Below are 16,511 nucleotides of genomic sequence, written 5' to 3'. Positions count from 1 at the left end.
GAAGTACGAAGACTATTTTCCCTTCAAAAACAGGGCGTTGGACACCGCCGAGAAGACCGCCACCGGGGCCTCGGGCAGCGGCATCACGCCGATGTCGGCACCGTCGGCCACCGCCAGCGCCACATACAGGGCGCTGCCATCGGGTTGCGCACTGAAGCCGTTGCCGGCACTCAGCCGATCCACGTCCAGGCAGTGCTCGGTGCGGGCAGCGCCGGCGTTGATGCGCGAAAACAGCGTGGCGCAGGCGGCGCCATTGGACAGGTAGTCCACGCTGCCATCGCGTGCCACCGTCCAGGTCCGGTAGCGCCAGCGCGATGGCCGGTCTTCGCTGACCTGCTGGATGCTGCCGGTGCTGAGCTGCGCATCCACCGACCACAGCCCGCCTGCCGACAGCCGGGTGAACAGCACCCGTTGCGCGCTGCGGTCGAAGCGCGCCTGCGACACCCCTTCGATACTGGCCAGCAGCCGCCACGGCGACTGCCGACGATCGAACAGGGACAGCCGCAGCCGCTCGCGCGCGTCACGGTCGACGATCAGCACGTGGTCACTGTCGCCGCCATACAGGGCCTGCAGCGGCTGGGCGACCGGAACCGGCAACGCCACCACCTGCTCATCGCGCGGTGACACTTCATAGATCACCGGGTTGGCCTGCGCATCGCGCCCGGACACCAGCAGGTGCGTGCTGTCCGGCGACCAGTCCGCAGCCTGCCGCGTTTCCGGCCGCAGGCCTTCCACCGGGCGCAGCGAGTCGGGCCGGGTCAGGTCCGCCCACCACAGGCCGTAATTGCCGGACCGGTCGGAGGTGAACACCAGTTGCCGGCCGTCAGGGGCGAGCATCGGCTGGCCATCGCGGCCGTTGGAGGGGAACAGGCGTTGCGGTTGCCCCGGCTGGCCGTCCTTGAGCGGCACCCGGAACAGACCGAACTGCGCCTTGCGATGCACGAAGGCCAGCATCTCGTTGTGGCGCGACACCGCCGGTGACTGCGCATCGTCGATGCCGACATCGCGCAGCGTGCGGTTCTGCGTATCCAGTTCATACAGGCGCGATTCGCTGTCCACGCGGCGGCCGAACACGATGTGGCGGCTGTCACCGCGCCAGGCCCAGCCGCGGATCTCGGCCGAATCGGCGGTGAGCTGTTCGGGCACCCCGCCGCTGGCCGGGAGACGCCACAGATCGCCAATCTGCGGGTTGCGCACGAACACGATCCAGCGCCCATCGGGCGAGTAGCGCGGCGCGTAATCAAAGCTGTCCTCGGCCACCTCGTAGGCCAGCGGCGTCCAACGCCCACTGGCGATATCCAGGACGCGGATGCCGCGGTGGGCATGCGCGCCGGCCAGGGAGCCGAACACCAGGCCGCGCCCGTCCGGGGTCCAGTCGAAGCTGAGCAGTTCGGTGCCGTCACAGCGGGTGACGTGACGTACCGCGCCGCCGGTGGCGCTGGCGATCAGCACCTCGCAGCTGCCGCCCGGCCCGAACCGCGCGAACGCGATGTCGCGCCCGTTGGGCGACCAGTTGGGGAAGCGGTCGGAATAGCCGTCCGGGGTTTCGGCCAGCAGCCGCGCCGGCGCGTTGCCGGACGTCTGCACTTTCACCGAGCTGCCATTGCGGGCGCTGCTGTCGGCCTCGTAGGCAACCTGCGAACCGTCCGGGGACAGCGTGGGATAGGTCTCGAACCCGGCCGTGGCGGTGATCAGCCGGTACGGCCGCTGTGGGCTGCCGATCACCCGGCTGCCATCCTCCAGCACGCCGCTGGAACCGGGCTCGGCCGACGGGCGCTGCAGCAGCAATGCGGCCATCACCAGCAGCGCCACCAGCATGGCCAGCCCAACGGCCAGCAGCACGTAGCGACGGTGGCGCCGCCAGCGGCTGCGTACCGACGCCGTTGCCGGGCCAGGTGCGGTGCGCGCTGGCGCAGGGGTTACCGCGTTGGCCGCAGGCGCCACGTCCGGTTCGGCGGCCGCCGGCACGACGGGATCGTCGGCCAGCATGCGTACCGGCACCAGCAGGCGGTACCCGGTCTTGGCGATGGTTTCGATGTACGCGGCGCCGTCGCCGTCGTCGCTGGCAAACGCCTTGCGCAGCTGGGTGACAGCCTGGGTGAGGACATCATTGGTGGGCAGGGTGTCGGGCCACACCTCGGCGAACAGTTCATCGCGGGTGACCACCGCACCGGGCGAACGCAGCAACGCTTTCAGTACGCCCAGCGCCTTGGGGGTGAGCCGGCGCACGCGACGCGCACCGGGCACCGTGACCTCGCGCGAGGACAACGTGACGGTGCAGCTGCCGATACGCACGACATCGGCCGAAGGAGGCTCACTAATGTTGCTGATCATTCCAGTGGTACGAAGGACTGCAGAACAACAGGAACGCAGCATTCATCGCAACCGACACCGATCGAACGAACCGCCAGATTCCGCACATGCCATCAGCGCAAACCGTAAAACAACTGAAGCGCGCGAATACTAGCCTATGCCGGTTAACCGCGCCTGTGCGTGCGGCCAACATCAGGCTCTCTCTCGCCGACGAATTCACATAAATCGCTTCAGTATTCGCGCCTTCGGGCGCGAATTTTTTATCTGCGATTCAGCTTTGTACACGCTTGATCATGGTCAATCCGACCAGTCGCGAGACCACCAAAGCCACGTACATCACGCCTGCGAACTGCTCCAGCATGACCAGTGCGCGTGCTTGCGGATGCACCGGCACCACGTCGCTCAAACCCACCCCGGACAGCAAGCTGAAGCTGAGATAAAGAAGCTCCATCCAGGTGCGCAATTCGCTCTCGCTGGTGGCCAGGAAACTGCCCGGGTACCACTGCTGGCAGACCGAGAAGGCGAACGCGAATGCCCAAGCCAACAGGGTGAACGTTGCCCCGGCCGCGAACAGTTCGTCGCGGGTGACCTTGTGGTCCTGGAGCATGTAGGCGGTCAGGCTGCCGGCGGTATAGAAGTACAGCAGGCATTCCAGCAACTGGGCGGTGGTGGTGAGGGTGGGCCTGTCGAGCAGTGCCCCGGCGATGGAGAAGACCACCGCCGGGATGGCCAGCAGCAGCGCCAGCCACATGCCCAACGGGCTGCGCCGCACCACCCACAGGGCCAGGCCGAGCACGGCGATGCCGAACGCACCGAACACCGCGCGGCTGGCCCCGGCTTCGTCCATCGCCGGGTACAGCAGCACGCCCAGCAACTGCACGGCCAGCAACCACGCCGACGGATGCCGCCGTGCGATGGCCAGCCACTTGGTGGTACGTGCGATTGCCATGCCAGATCCCTTCCCTGCCCCGTTCGCCGCCGAGCTTAGCGCGCTTGCCGCCCCTGCCGCATGAGCACCGGGGCGACGGCCCGCCGCCCCGGCACCGGCCTCATTCCTGCCGGTAGACCTGCGCGCCGAGGTCCCGGAACTGCGCCGACTTGTCGGCCATGCCCTCCTCGATCGCGTCCTGTTCGGACAGACCGTGTTCGGCGGCATAGTCGCGCACGTCCTGGGTGATCTTCATCGAGCAGAAGTGCGGGCCGCACATCGAACAGAAGTGCGCCAGCTTGTGCGCGTCCTTGGGCAGGGTTTCATCGTGGAATTCCTTGGCCTTCTCCGGGTCCAGGCCAAGGTGGAACTGGTCTTCCCAGCGGAACTCGAAGCGCGCCTTGCTCAGTGCGTTGTCACGCACCTGCGCGCCGGGGTGGCCCTTGGCCAGGTCCGAGGCATGCGCGGCGATGCGGTAGGCCATGATGCCGTCGCGCACGTCCTGGCGGTTGGGCAGGCCCAGGTGTTCCTTCGGCGTGACATAGCAAAGCATCGCGGTGCCGTACCAGCCGATCATGGCCGCACCGATCGCGCTGGTGATGTGGTCGTAGCCCGGCGCGATGTCGGTGGTGAGCGGCCCCAGCGTGTAGAACGGCGCCTCGCCGCATTCGCGCAGCTGCTTGTCCATGTTCTCCTTGATCAACTGCATGGGCACGTGGCCCGGGCCTTCGATCATGGTCTGCACGTCGTGCTTCCAGGCGATTCTGGTCAACTCGCCGAGGGTTTCCAGCTCACCGAACTGGGCGGCATCGTTGGCATCGGCAATGCAGCCGGGGCGCAGGCCGTCGCCGAGCGAGAAGGTCACGTCGTAGGCCTTCATGATCTCGCAGATGTCCTCGAAGTGCGTGTAGAGGAAGTTCTCCTTGTGGTGGGCCAGGCACCACTTGGCCAGGATGCTGCCACCGCGCGAGACGATGCCGGTCACGCGCTTGGCGGTCAGCGGCACGTAGCGCAGCAGCACGCCGGCGTGGATGGTGAAGTAATCCACGCCCTGCTCGGCCTGTTCGATCAGCGTGTCGCGGAAGATCTCCCAGGTGAGTTCCTCGGCGCGCCCATCCACCTTCTCCAGCGCCTGGTAGATCGGCACGGTGCCGATCGCCACCGGCGAGTTGCGCAGGATCCACTCGCGGGTTTCGTGGATGTGCTTGCCGGTGGAGAGGTCCATCACCGTGTCGCCGCCCCAGCGGATCGCCCACACCAGCTTTTCCACTTCCTCGGCGATGCCCGACGACACCGCGCTGTTGCCGATGTTGGCGTTGATCTTGGTCAGGAAGTTGCGGCCAATGATCATCGGCTCGCTTTCCGGGTGGTTGATGTTGTTGGGCAGTACCGCGCGGCCGCGGGCGATTTCGTCGCGCACGAATTCGGGCGTGATGCGCGCGGGGATGGACGCGCCGAAAGACTCCCCGGGATGCTGCCTGAGCAGCGCGGCATCGCGGATGGCCTCGATGCGCTGGTTCTCGCGGATGGCCACGAATTCCATTTCCGGGGTGATGATGCCGCGCCGTGCGTAGTGCATCTGGGTGACGTTGGCGCCGGCCACCGCACGGCGCGGCTGCAGCCGCGACGGAAAACGCACCGCGTCCAGGCGTGCGTCGGTTTCGCGCGCCCGCCCGAAGCTGGAGCTCAGGCCGTGCAGCAGTTCGGTATCGCCCCGCTCGGCCACCCAGCCGGCCCGCAACGGCGGCAGGCCGCAGGAGAGGTCGATGCGCGCATTCGGATCGGTATACGGGCCAGATGTGTCATACACGGTGACCGGCGCGTTCTCTTCCCCACCAAACAGGGTCGGCGTGCGGGTCAGCACGATCTCGCGCATGGGCACCTGCAGGTCGCTGCGTGAGCCGGGCACGTGGATCTTGCGCGAGCCGGGAATGGGTCGGGTGACCGATTCGGACAGTTGCTGGGCCTGCTGCTGCAGGGAGGAAAGCGCTGCGTTCATGACTTCGTCCTGGATCGGGTTCCGCCCAGGAATAGGCGGAACGGACGAAGCGGCGGCGCACGACGGACGCAACACGGGCGGTCTTCGGGCGGGGCAGCCCTACGGCGCATTGCGTCAGCATTGCGAAGCATCCCTACGCCGGTATCAACCGGATCAGGTTCGAAGGGACTGTCTCAACCGTGGCCACTGGGCCGCGGTACCCCCGCTTCGGGGCGAATTAGACCACAACCCTGACGCAATTGCCGCGTCCGGCCCGAGGCCGTGCAGACAGCGGCTGGAACGTGAAAAAGGCGCTGATCTGCCATCCGCTAGAATGCTGCGGCGCGGAATGGCCGTCTGGCTGGTCCGCCCTGGAGTTCCGCAACCGGCATCGACCGGCTTGAATCGCCCCAGCCGCCGCCTCGGCAGCGCTGGAGACGGCAGGCATTCGCTCGCCCCCTTTGTACGGAGAAACTCCTCCATGGTGTTTCGCATTTCCATCGCACTGATCATTGCATTGGTGCTGATCGCCGGCCTCGCGCCCGGCCCCTTCAACGACGTGATCCAGAGTGGCCTGGGCCACATCATCCGCAGCACCGGCTGGCTATACCTGCTGGTGGTGTTCATCACGCTGTCGTTCCTGATGTACCTGGCCTTCGGGCGGTTGGGCTCGCTGCGCATCGGCGGCGAAGATGCCGAGCCGGATTTTTCCAACGCCAGCTGGATGTCGATGCTGTTTGCCGCCGGCATGGGTATCGGCCTGGTGTTCTGGGGCGCGGCCGAGCCGATCTCGCACTTCGTCAAGCCGCCGGAAGGCCTGGCACCGCAGAGCATGGAGGCGGCCCGTGCCTCGATGCGCTACGCGTTCTTCCACTGGGGCCTGCATCCGTGGGCGATCTATGCGCTGATCGGGCTGGCCATGGCGTGGTTCCAGTTCAACCGCAATGGCCGCGGCCTGATCAGTGATCTGTTGCAGCCGATCATCGGCGCGCATCACCGCGGCTGGATGGGCACGGTGGTGAACGTGGCGGCGGTGGTGGCCACCGCGATCGGCGTGGCCACCACGCTGGGCTTCGGTACGATCCAGATCGCGGCCGGCCTGCACCGCGTGTTCGGCATCCAGGATTCGATTCCGGTGCAGCTGACCATCATCGCGGTGGCGTTCGTGCTGTACATGGCCTCCACCACCAGCGGGGTGAACCGCGGCATCAAGTGGCTGTCCAACTTCAACCTGGGGCTGGCGGCGGTATTGCTGGCGCTGGTGATGGTGCTGGGGCCGACCGGGTTCATCTTCGATACGTTCACCACCACCATCGGGTCCTACCTCAATTCGCTGGTGACGATGAGCCTGCGCATGTCGCCGTTCTCGGGCAGCACGTGGGTGGCCGACTGGACGATCTTCTACTGGGCCTGGTGGATCGCGTGGGCGCCGTTCGTGGGCTCGTTCATTGCGCGGGTGTCGCGCGGGCGCAGCATCCGCGAGTTCGTGCTGGGCGTGGTGATCGCACCCAGCGTGCTGGGCTTCCTGTGGTTCTCGGTGTTTGGCGGCACCGCGCTGTGGTCGCAGATCTTCGGCCACGTGGACCTGGCGCAGGCGCTGGGCAACGGCTATGAGACGGTGCTGTTCACGATGTTCGACAGCCTGCCGATGCCGATGGTGTTGTCGGTTGTCGCATTGGTGTTGTTGATCATCTTCTTCGTGACCTCGGCCGACTCGGCGGTGCTGGTGCTGGCCACGATGTCCACCGAGGAGGCAGGTGACCCGCCGTTGGCGCGGCGGATGGTGTGGGGCGTGGCGATCGCGCTGATTGCCGGTGTGTTGCTGCTGGCCGGTGGGCTGACCGCGCTGCAGGGCATGATCACGATTGCGGCCTTGCCGTTCGCGCTGTTGATGCTGCTGGTGATGTGGTCGCTGTACCGGGTGCTGGATATGGAGTACGCGTTGCAGCGCCGGCGTGCGCAGCGGGCACGGCGGATGATGGACGAGTGGATCGAGCGGGAGATCGCCGCGCAGGAAGAGACGCGGGATGAGGCGGCGCGGGCGCCGTAGGGCGTACACCGTTGCGCTGTCGGTGGCAGGGTCGCGCCGGGTGGGTTGACGGGACACGCTGCAAGTCCCGCTCCGCGGCCCGGCCCAGCCGCTGGCGGCTGTGCGTTCGGGCACATGCGAGGCAGTGCCTCGCAAGCAATGTGCCCTCACCCATGTAAGCTCCGTCGCCGCATCCATGCGGCTCAGGGTCCCGCCAACCCACCCACCGCGCCCCTCTGACAGTGGGTCGGTGAGTTGAGGAGAGCAGCCGACCAACGGTCGGCTCTACCCCGCCGCGTTGGGTTAATAGCCTGCGGCTTGGCCGTCTTTGCGGCTTTCTGAGGCGCCGTAGTACACGCCGGTGTCCGGGTCGCGCAGGATGGCCTGGTAGCCGCCGTAGGGGCCGTCGGCGAAGGTGACGCGGTGGCCCTTGCGCATCAGCGCGCGCACCGTTTCGTACGGGAAGCCGGTTTCCAGGTTGACCTCGCCACCGTCGCTCATCGCCGTGGCCTGCCCGGTCGGTTCGGTCGACCCTTCGTGCTGGATGCGCGGCGCATCGCCGGCTTCCTGCAGGTTCATGCCGAAGTCGACCATGTTCATCACGATCTGCGCGTGCCCCTGCGGCTGCATCGCCCCGCCCATCACCCCGAAGCTCATCCAGGGCTTGCCGTCCTTGGTCACGAAGCCGGGAATGATGGTCTGGAACGGGCGCTTGCCCGGCGCGTAGCCGTTCGGGTGGTCCTTCTGCAGGACGAACATCTCACCGCGGTCCTGCAGGATGAAGCCCAGCCCCGGGGGCGCCATGCCACTGCCCATGCCGCGGTAGTTGGACTGGATCAGCGACACCATCATCCCGTCCGCGTCGGCGACGGTCATGTAGATCGTGTCGCCTTCCTGCAGCTGCTTCGGCGTGCCCGGCTGCACTTCGCGCAGGGCCTTGTCCATCGAGATCAACGCACGCCGCTGCGCCGCGTAGCCCTTCGAGACCAGGCGTTCCACCGGTGCCGGGTGGAACGCCGGATCGGTGTAGAAGCGTGCGCGGTCCGCGAAGGCCAGCTTCTTGGCTTCCACGAACAGGTGCACGTGTTCGGGCGAGCCGAAGGGGATCTTCGAGAAGTCGTAGCCCTCCAGCACGTTCAGGATCTGCAGCGCTGCGATGCCCTGGCTGTTGGGCGGCAGCTCCCAGACGTCGTAGCCACGGTAGTTGCTGCTCACCGGTTCCACCCACTCACCGTGGTGGCTGGCCATGTCCTCGTAGCTCAGGTAGCCGCCGTTGGCCTTGAAGTAGCTGCCGATGGTGCGGGCGATGTCGCCCTTGTAGAAGGCATCGCGGCCACCGCGGCCGATCTGTTCCAGGGTGTTGGCCAGGTTCGGGTTCTTCCACATCTCGCCCTTGCGCGGCGCATGCCCGTTGACGGTGAACTGCTCCTTGAAGCCCGGGTACTGCGACAGCTTGGGCACCGAGCGGTCCCAGTAGTAGGCGATCACCTCGGCCACCGGATGGCCCTCGCGGGCGTAGCGGATGGCCGGGGCCAGGTTGTCGGCCATCGGCTTGCGGCCGAAGCGCTCGTGCAGCGCGAACCAGCCGTCCACCGCGCCCGGCACCGAGACCGGCAGCGGGCCGGTGGCCGGGATCTCCTTCAGGCCGCGGCGCTGGAACTCGGCCAGGGTCAGCGACTTGGGCGACCGGCCCGAGCCGTTGTAGCCGTAAAGCTTCTGGGTCTTCGGGTCCCACACGATGGCAAACAGGTCGCCGCCGACGCCGTTGCCGGTCGGCTCCATCAGGCCCAGCGCGGCGTTGGCGGCGATCGCCGCGTCCACGGCCGAGCCGCCGCCCTTCATCACGTCCAGCGCGATCTGGGTCGCCAGCGGCTGCGAGGTGGCGGCCATCGCGTGCGGGGCGATCACCTCCGAGCGGGTGGCGAAGGGATGGCCGGTGACGCGGTCGGCGGCACTGGCGGCGATGGGAAGGGCACACAGCACGGCGGCGGCAAGCAGGCCGCGGGCAAGTCGTCGGGACACGGGGGATTCCTGATGGGTGGTAGCCACACCGATAGTGGCGGCAGAGCGGCCGCGATGGCATCCCACAATGGTCATGCCGTGGGCCGCATCGGCACCGAAATCCGCGCAGAACGTGCCTGCAAAATAGTGAATTCGGGTTCACCGCAACGATTTCAACCGCAACCATCCTTGCGTGGCGGGGCTTTGCGCTGGATGCAGGCGAAACTGTTGGAAATATGCCTGCCAGGGTTGACAGCCTTAAAACCGCTGTGGTTTTCTCGATCTCATGTTGCAGCGCACAGCCATCCGCGAATCCATCGAGCACGCCGACACCGGCGGGGCGTCGATCCGTTCGCTTCTTGTCCTCGTACTTATTACCCAACCAACAGGTGCGGGACGGACCGGCGTGTAAGCAAGACTGCCAGGTATCCATCAAAACCCGCACCCACCCAGGTGCGGGTTTTTTCGTTTCAGAGCCTCCTCATTTTCCTCCCCCTTCCCGAGTTGCCCTTCCCGCCATGACCCGCCCGTCCGCCACCACCGCCTTCATGCCCACCGCCCCCACGGCGGATGCGTGCGGTTGTGGCGCTGCGCGTGCCACCCCTTCCCCTGACTGGCCGACGCGTCGCTGACCGTCGGCCATCTTTTTATTTCCGCCAAAGGACCTCCCCCATGAGCACCAACGACCTGCCCCAGATCAAGATCGCTGTTGTCGGCTACGGCAGCCAGGGCCGCGCCCACGCACTGAACCTGCGTGAATCCGGCTTCGACGTTGTCATCGGGCTGCGCCCGGGTGGCCCCACCGAGGTCAAGGCGCAGGCCGATGGCTTCACCGTCAAGGCCCCGGCCGAGGCGGTCAAGGATGCGGATCTGGTCGCCGTGCTGACCCCGGACATGGTCCAGAAGAAACTGTACGAGGACGTCCTCGCCCCGAACATGAAACAGGGCGCGGTGCTGCTGTTCGCGCATGGCCTGAACGTGCATTTCGACATGATCAAGCCGCGTGACGACCTGGACGTGGTGCTGGTCGCGCCCAAGGGCCCGGGCGCGCTGGTGCGCCGTGAGTACGAGATCGGCCGGGGCGTGCCGTGCATCTGGGCGGTCTACCAGGACCGGAGCGGCAAGGCCGCCGAGTACGCGCTGGCCTATGCGGCCGGGCTGGGCGGCGCACGTGCCAACCTGATCCAGACCACGTTCAAGGAAGAGACCGAAACCGATCTGTTCGGCGAGCAGGCAGTGCTGTGCGGCGGTGCCTCGGCGCTGGTGCAGGCCGGCTTTGAAACGCTGGTGGAAGCCGGCTACCAGCCGGAAATCGCCTACTACGAAGTCCTGCACGAACTGAAGTTGATCGTGGACCTGTTCTACGAAGGCGGCATCACCCGCATGCTGGAATTCATCTCCGAGACCGCGCAGTACGGCGACTACGTCAGCGGCCCGCGCGTCATCGACGCCGGCACCAAGGCGCGCATGAAGGACGTGCTGACCGACATCCAGAACGGCACCTTCACCAAGAACTGGGTGGCCGAGTACGAAGCGGGCCTGCCCAACTACAACAAGTTCAAGCAGGCCGACCTGGAGCACCCGATCGAGAAGGTAGGCAAGGAACTGCGCGCCAAGATGGTCTGGTTGCAAAGTCAAGCCGCGTAACCGCGCGGCTCCCCCACCCGCTTTCGTAAAGGTCACCGCATGAATACCTCCGCACACAGCACCGCGCCCCGCAACGGCGCACGCTGGTTGACGCAGGCCCTGGAAGCCGAGGGCGTGCACACGCTGTTCGGCTACCCCGGCGGCACCATCATGCCGTTCTACGACGCCCTGGTGGATTCAGGGTTGAAGCACATCCTGGTCCGCCACGAACAGGGTGCGGCACTGGCCGCCAACGGCTATGCCCGCGCCAGCGGCCAGGTCGGCGTGTGTGTCGCAACGTCCGGCCCCGGCGCGTCGAACCTGGTCACCGGCATCGCCGATGCGATGCTGGATTCGGTGCCGATGGTCTGCATCACCGGCCAGGTCGCCACCCCGCTGCTGGGCACCGACGCGTTCCAGGAACTGGACGTGTTCGGGCTGACCATGCCGATCGTCAAGCACAGCTGGCTGGTGCGCTCGGTGGACGACCTGCCGCGCGTGGTCCGCGAAGCCTTCCGCATCGCCCGCGAGGGTCGCCCCGGGCCGGTGCTGATCGACCTGCCCAAGGACGTGCAGATCGCCGATGCCTCGCACCTGCCGGCGCACACCCCGGCCACGGTCAGCCCGCCGCCGGCACCGCAGGACGACGCAGTGGCGCAGGCCATTGCCGCGATCGCCGCCGCCGAAAAGCCGGTGATCTACGCCGGGGGCGGTGTTGCGCTGGGTGATGCGGTGGAGGACTTCCGTGCCTTCGTCGACGCCAGCGCGATCCCCACCGTGCTGACCCTGCGCGGGCTGGGCGCGCTGCCGCCGCAGCATCCGCACTACCTGGGCATGCTGGGCATGCACGGCACCCGCGCCGCCAACATGGCCGTGCAGGAAAGCGACCTGCTGATCGTGGTCGGCGCGCGCTTCGACGACCGCGCCACCGGCAAGTTGAACGAGTTCGCCCCGTTCGCGCGGGTCATCCACATCGACGCCGATGCGTATGAGATCTCCAAGCTGCGCAGTGCCGACATCGCCGTGCCGGGCAACGTGGGCAGCGCGCTGCGTGCATTGACCGCCGCGGCCACCACGCCGGCGTCGCAGGAGGCCTGGCGCAAGCGCTGCGGCAGCCACCGCGAACGCTTCGCCGCCCGCTACGACGCACCGGGCAAGCACATCTACGCCCCGGCGCTGCTGAAGCGGCTGAGCGAGCTGGCCCCGAGCGACGCGATCATTGCCTGCGACGTGGGCCAGCACCAGATGTGGGTGGCCCAGCACTGCCGCTTCAACCACCCGCGCAACCACCTGACCAGCGGCGCACTGGGCACCATGGGCTTCGGCCTGCCGGCGGCGATGGGCGCGCAGTTCGCCTGCCCCGACCGCACCGTGGTGCTGGTGTCCGGCGATGGCAGTTTCATGATGAACGTGCAGGAGCTGGCCACCATCGCGCGGTGCCGCCTGCCGGTGAAGATCGTGCTGCTGGACAACAGTTCGCTGGGCATGGTGCGCCAGTGGCAGGAACTGTTCTTCGCCGAGCGTTACAGCGAGATCGACCTGTCCGACAACCCGGACTTCGCCGCGCTGGCCCAGGTGTTCGGCATTCCCGCCACCCGTATCGAGGCCCGCGACGACGTCGAGGGTGGCCTGGCCGCGCTGCTGGCCCAGCCGGGCCCGGCGTTGCTGCACGTGGCCATCGATGCCCGCGCCAACGTGTGGCCGCTGGTGCCGCCCAACAACGCCAACAGCACCATGCTGGAAAGCAACCCTGCCCATCAGTCCCAGGAGTTCCCCAATGCAATACCGGCTTGACCTGGTGCTGGTTCCCGCCGAGGGCGCGCTGCTGCGCGTGATCGGCATGGCCGAACGCCGCGGCTTCGCGCCGCGCGCGATCGCCGGTGCGCCCAACGCGGCCGACAACGGCCGCTGGCACCTGCAGATGGTGGTGGACAGCAGCCGTCCGCCGGAAACCCTGTGCCGCCAGATCGAGAAGATCTACGACTGTGTTTCGGTGCGCATCAGCGCGCTCGAACCCGGAGTATCCGCATGAACGCCCGCACCGTTGCATCGGTGCCGGTACGGAGGTCTCTTCTCGCAGCACATGGATGTGCAAATGGTGCGCGTGCAGGATGCACAACGTCGCACCGTGCGCCGTCGCAGCGCGTACCGCGCCGCGACGATCACCATGGCCGGGTGCGTGATGCCGGCTAGCCGTACCCCGCAGGAACCGGACGTAGGCGACGTAAGCGTCGCCGACGTGCTGGCCGCGCAGGCGCGGCTGCGCCGCTATCTGCCGCCGACCCCGCTGCACTATGCCGAGCGTTTCGGGGTCTGGCTGAAGCTGGAAAACCTGCAGCGCACCGGCTCCTACAAGGTGCGCGGCGCATTGAACGCGCTGCTGGCCGGGCGCGAACGCGGTGACGACCGCCCGGTGATCTGCGCCTCGGCCGGCAACCACGCCCAGGGCGTGGCCTGGGCCGCCTACCGACTGAACATTCCGGCCATCACGGTGATGCCGCACGGCGCACCGGCCACCAAGATCGCCGGCGTGGCCCACTGGGGCGCCACCGTGCGCCAGCACGGCACCAGCTACGACGAGGCCTACGCCTTCGCGCGTGCGCTGGCCGACCAGCACGGCTACCGCTTCCTGTCTGCGTTCGACGACCCCGACGTGATCGCCGGGCAAGGCACGCTGGGCATCGAACTGGCGCCGCATGCGCCGGACGTGGTGATCGTGCCCATCGGCGGCGGTGGCCTGGCCTCCGGCGTGGCGCTGGCGCTGAAATCGCAGGGCGTGCGCATCGTCGGTGCCCAGGTCGAGGGCGTCGATTCGATGGCCCGCGCCATCCGCGGCGACATCCGGGAGATCACCCCGGTGGCCACCCTGGCCGACGGCGTCAAGGTGAAGATTCCCGGCTTCCTGACCCGCAAGCTGTGCAGCGCGCTGCTGGACGATGTGGTGATCGTGCGCGAGGCCGAGCTGCGCGAAACCCTGGTGCGGCTGGCCCTGGAAGAACATGTCATCGCCGAGGGCGCCGGTGCCCTGGCGTTGGCCGCGGGCCGCCGCGTGGCCGGCAAGCGCAAGTGCGCGGTGGTGAGCGGCGGCAACATCGACGCGATGGTGCTGGCCCAGCTGCTGGCCGACATCCGCCCGCGCCCCCCGCGCAAACCCCGCCGCCGCGCCAGCGAGCGAACGCGACTACCGCTGCCCACCGCGCTCGCCCCACCCAAGATTCCCGCTGCTTCCCCTTCCTTTGTGACCCCATCCGACATCGCTGTCGAGGAGACCTCCTGGTGACCACGCCCAACTCCCCCCGCATTAGAATTTTTGACACCACCCTGCGCGACGGCGAGCAATCCCCCGGCTGCAGCATGACCCCGCCGCAGAAGCTGGTGATGGCCCGCGCCCTGGCCGAGCTGGGCGTGGACATCATCGAAACCGGCTTCCCGGCCAGTTCGCAGTCCGACCGCGAAGCGATGACGCTGATCGGCCGCGAACTGCGCCAGACCACCCTGGCGGTGCTGTCGCGCTGCCTGGCGACCGACATCGAAACCTCGGCCAAGGCGCTGGAAGCGGCCGCCCATCCGCGGCTGCACCTGTTCCTGTCGACCAGCCCGCTGCACCGCGAACACAAGCTGCGCATGAGCCGCGAGCAGGTGCTGGAATCGGTGCACAAGCACGTCAGCCTGGCCCGCGGTTACGTGGACGACGTGGAGTTCTCCGCCGAGGACGCCACCCGCACCGAAGAAGACTTCCTGATCGAGGTAGCCCGCGTGGCCGTGGCCGCCGGTGCCACCACCATCAACCTGCCCGACACCGTGGGCTTCACCACCCCCGAAGAGATCCGCGGCATGTTCCAGCGGGTGATCGCCGGGGTGCCCGACAGCGACCGCATCATCTTCAGTGCGCATTGCCACAACGACCTGGGCCTGGCCGTGGCCAACTCGCTGGCCGCCATCGAAGGCGGCGCGCGGCAGGTGGAGTGCACCATCAATGGCATCGGCGAGCGCGCCGGCAACTGCTCGCTGGAAGAGATCGCCATGGTGCTGAAGGTGCGCAACGCCTTCTACGAGGAAGACACCCGCATCAACACCCCGCGCATCGTGTCCACCTCGCAGCTGCTGCAGCGTCTGGTCGGCATGCCGGTCCAGCGCAACAAGGCGATCGTGGGCGCCAACGCGTTCGCGCATGAGTCGGGCATCCACCAGCACGGCATGCTGCGCCACCGTGGCACCTACGAGATCATGCGCCCGGAAGACGTGGGCTGGGAGTCCTCGCAGATGGTGCTGGGCCGCCACAGCGGCCGCGCCGCGGTTGAACAGCGCCTGCGTGCGCTGGGCTTCTGGCTGGACGAAGACGAACTGAAGCACGTGTTCGAACAGTTCAAGGCCCTGTGCGAGCAACAGCGCGTGGTCACCGACGCCGACCTGCAGGTGTTGATGCAGGGCAGCGCCACCCAGAACGGCTACCGCCTGGCCTCGATGACCATCAGCGACGTGGGCAGCCGCGCCAACGCCCTGGTGGAACTGTCCGACCCGGACGGCAACCGCGTGGCCGAAACCTCGCAGGGCGATGGCCCGGTGGATGCGCTGTTCGGCGCGCTGTCGGCAGCCACCGGCGTGCAGCTGATGCTGGACAGCTACCACGTACACAGCGTCGGTATCGGTGCCGATGCACGGGGCGAGGCCAACCTGAGCGTGCGCCACGACGGTGTGGAGTACGAAGGTACCGGCACCAGCCGCGACATCATCGAAGCCTCCGCACTGGCCTGGCTGGACGTGGCCAACCGCCTGCTGCGCCAGCGCAACGCCACCGCCGAACAACCCGCGGCCAGCGCCGCGGCATAAGGAGTTTCCATGAGCGCCTTCGACAGCTTCGACACCCCCGGCACGGATGCCCACCCGTGGAACGCCCACGACTACGCCATCGACGCCGGCTTCGTGCCCGTGCTCGGTGGCGCGGTGGCGCGGCTGCTCGACCCGCAGCGCGGTGAGCGCATCCTCGACCTGGGCTGCGGCGACGGCGTGTTGAGCTTCGACCTGGCCCTCAGCGGCGCGCACATCACCGGCGTGGACGCCTCGCCGGAACTGGTCGGCGGTGCGCGCGCACGCGGCATCGAGGCGCACGTCATGGATGCCCATGCCATGACCTTCGACCGCCAGTTCGATGCGGTGTTCAGCAACGCCGCCCTGCACTGGATGCGCGGCGCCGACCAGGTGATCGCCGGCGTCGCCCGCGCGTTGAAGCCGGGCGGCCGCTTCGTCGCCGAGATGGGCGGGCACGGCAACGTGGTGGCCATCACCAGCGCGCTGCAGGCCGCCCTGTGCAGCAACGGCCACGCGGTGCCGGCGTTCCCGTGGTACTTCCCCACCGCCGACGACTATGCCGATCGCCTGCGCGCGCACGGCTTCCAGGTGCGCTACATCGAGTCGCAGGTGCGTCCCACCGCACTGCCCACCGGCATGCGCGGCTGGCTGCGGACCTTCGCCCCTCCGTTCCTGGCCGGCCTGGACGCCACGCAGCGCCAGCACGTCATCGGCGCTGCGGTCGCGCTGCTCGAACCGACCCAGTGCGACGGGCGCGGCCAGTGGACCGCCGATTACGTGCGGCTGCGCTTCGACGCGCGCCTGCGCACTGTTTGATCCATCTTTGA

At 67.7% G+C, this 16,511-nt stretch carries 11 protein-coding genes and 1 riboswitch; of the genes, 7 read left to right on the top strand and 4 right to left on the bottom strand.

Annotation, left to right across the window (positions count from 1 at the left end; translation table 11 throughout):
- Window positions 1-12: 12 nt before the first annotated feature.
- From DX03_RS03630 to thiC, 3 genes are all read right to left on the bottom strand, one after another.
- Window positions 13-2,334 (bottom strand): winged helix-turn-helix domain-containing protein, encoded by a 2,322-nt coding sequence (locus DX03_RS03630; protein WP_038686410.1) that lies wholly within the window; start codon window positions 2,332-2,334, stop codon window positions 13-15.
- Window positions 2,335-2,584: 250 nt separating this feature from the next.
- The gene (locus DX03_RS03625) at window positions 2,585-3,262 is read right to left on the bottom strand and encodes an ion channel (protein WP_038686408.1); all 678 of its coding nucleotides are present in this window, start codon (window positions 3,260-3,262) and stop codon (window positions 2,585-2,587) included.
- Window positions 3,263-3,362: 100 nt separating this feature from the next.
- A complete protein-coding gene (thiC, locus tag DX03_RS03620) occupies window positions 3,363-5,240 on the bottom strand; it encodes a phosphomethylpyrimidine synthase ThiC (protein ID WP_038686406.1) in 1,878 nt (625 codons plus the stop codon).
- Between the two features lie 112 nt (window positions 5,241-5,352).
- A riboswitch (TPP riboswitch) is annotated at window positions 5,353-5,454 on the bottom strand.
- Window positions 5,455-5,700: 246 nt separating this feature from the next.
- Between thiC and DX03_RS03615 the strand changes: the two genes are divergently transcribed.
- Entirely contained in the window at window positions 5,701-7,269 is a 1,569-nt protein-coding gene (locus DX03_RS03615; RefSeq protein ID WP_038686404.1) for a BCCT family transporter, read from the top strand.
- 282 nt (window positions 7,270-7,551) lie between these two features.
- On the opposite strand, the gene ggt is transcribed toward DX03_RS03615, so the two are convergent.
- Window positions 7,552-9,270 (bottom strand): gamma-glutamyltransferase, encoded by a 1,719-nt coding sequence (gene ggt / locus DX03_RS03610; RefSeq protein WP_038686402.1) that lies wholly within the window; start codon window positions 9,268-9,270, stop codon window positions 7,552-7,554.
- A 651-nt stretch (window positions 9,271-9,921) separates the two neighbouring features.
- On the opposite strand from ggt, the gene ilvC reads away from it, so the two are divergent.
- The 6 genes from ilvC to DX03_RS03580 all read left to right on the top strand — a co-directional run bounded on the left by ilvC (window position 9,922) and on the right by DX03_RS03580 (window position 16,500).
- Window positions 9,922-10,896 carry a ketol-acid reductoisomerase gene (ilvC, locus tag DX03_RS03605; RefSeq protein ID WP_038686400.1) on the top strand — a complete coding sequence of 325 codons (975 nt, stop codon included), beginning with the start codon at window positions 9,922-9,924 and terminating at the stop codon, window positions 10,894-10,896.
- A 39-nt stretch (window positions 10,897-10,935) separates the two neighbouring features.
- Window positions 10,936-12,669 (top strand): acetolactate synthase 2 catalytic subunit, encoded by a 1,734-nt coding sequence (gene ilvG / locus DX03_RS03600; RefSeq protein WP_038686398.1) that lies wholly within the window; start codon window positions 10,936-10,938, stop codon window positions 12,667-12,669.
- Window positions 12,653-12,907 carry an ACT domain-containing protein gene (locus DX03_RS03595; protein ID WP_038686396.1) on the top strand — a complete coding sequence of 85 codons (255 nt, stop codon included), beginning with the start codon at window positions 12,653-12,655 and terminating at the stop codon, window positions 12,905-12,907. The genes ilvG and DX03_RS03595 overlap by 17 nt, the downstream gene beginning before the upstream one ends.
- 150 nt (window positions 12,908-13,057) lie before the next feature.
- On the top strand, window positions 13,058-14,155 hold the full coding sequence (locus DX03_RS03590) for a threonine dehydratase (protein ID WP_038691847.1): 1,098 nt from the start codon (window positions 13,058-13,060) through the stop codon (window positions 14,153-14,155).
- Window positions 14,152-15,705 carry a 2-isopropylmalate synthase gene (locus DX03_RS03585; RefSeq protein ID WP_425598293.1) on the top strand — a complete coding sequence of 518 codons (1,554 nt, stop codon included), beginning with the start codon at window positions 14,152-14,154 and terminating at the stop codon, window positions 15,703-15,705. The genes DX03_RS03590 and DX03_RS03585 overlap by 4 nt, the downstream gene beginning before the upstream one ends.
- 9 nt (window positions 15,706-15,714) lie before the next feature.
- The gene (locus tag DX03_RS03580; protein WP_038686394.1) at window positions 15,715-16,500 is read left to right on the top strand and encodes a class I SAM-dependent methyltransferase; all 786 of its coding nucleotides are present in this window, start codon (window positions 15,715-15,717) and stop codon (window positions 16,498-16,500) included.
- Window positions 16,501-16,511 lie beyond the last annotated feature (11 nt).

This window comes from Stenotrophomonas rhizophila (assembly GCF_000661955.1).
GTDB classification, from domain to species: Bacteria; Pseudomonadota; Gammaproteobacteria; order Xanthomonadales; family Xanthomonadaceae; genus Stenotrophomonas; species Stenotrophomonas rhizophila.
Note: the sequence above shows the minus strand (reverse complement) of the source record. Positions and strands in the feature narration are given on the sequence as shown.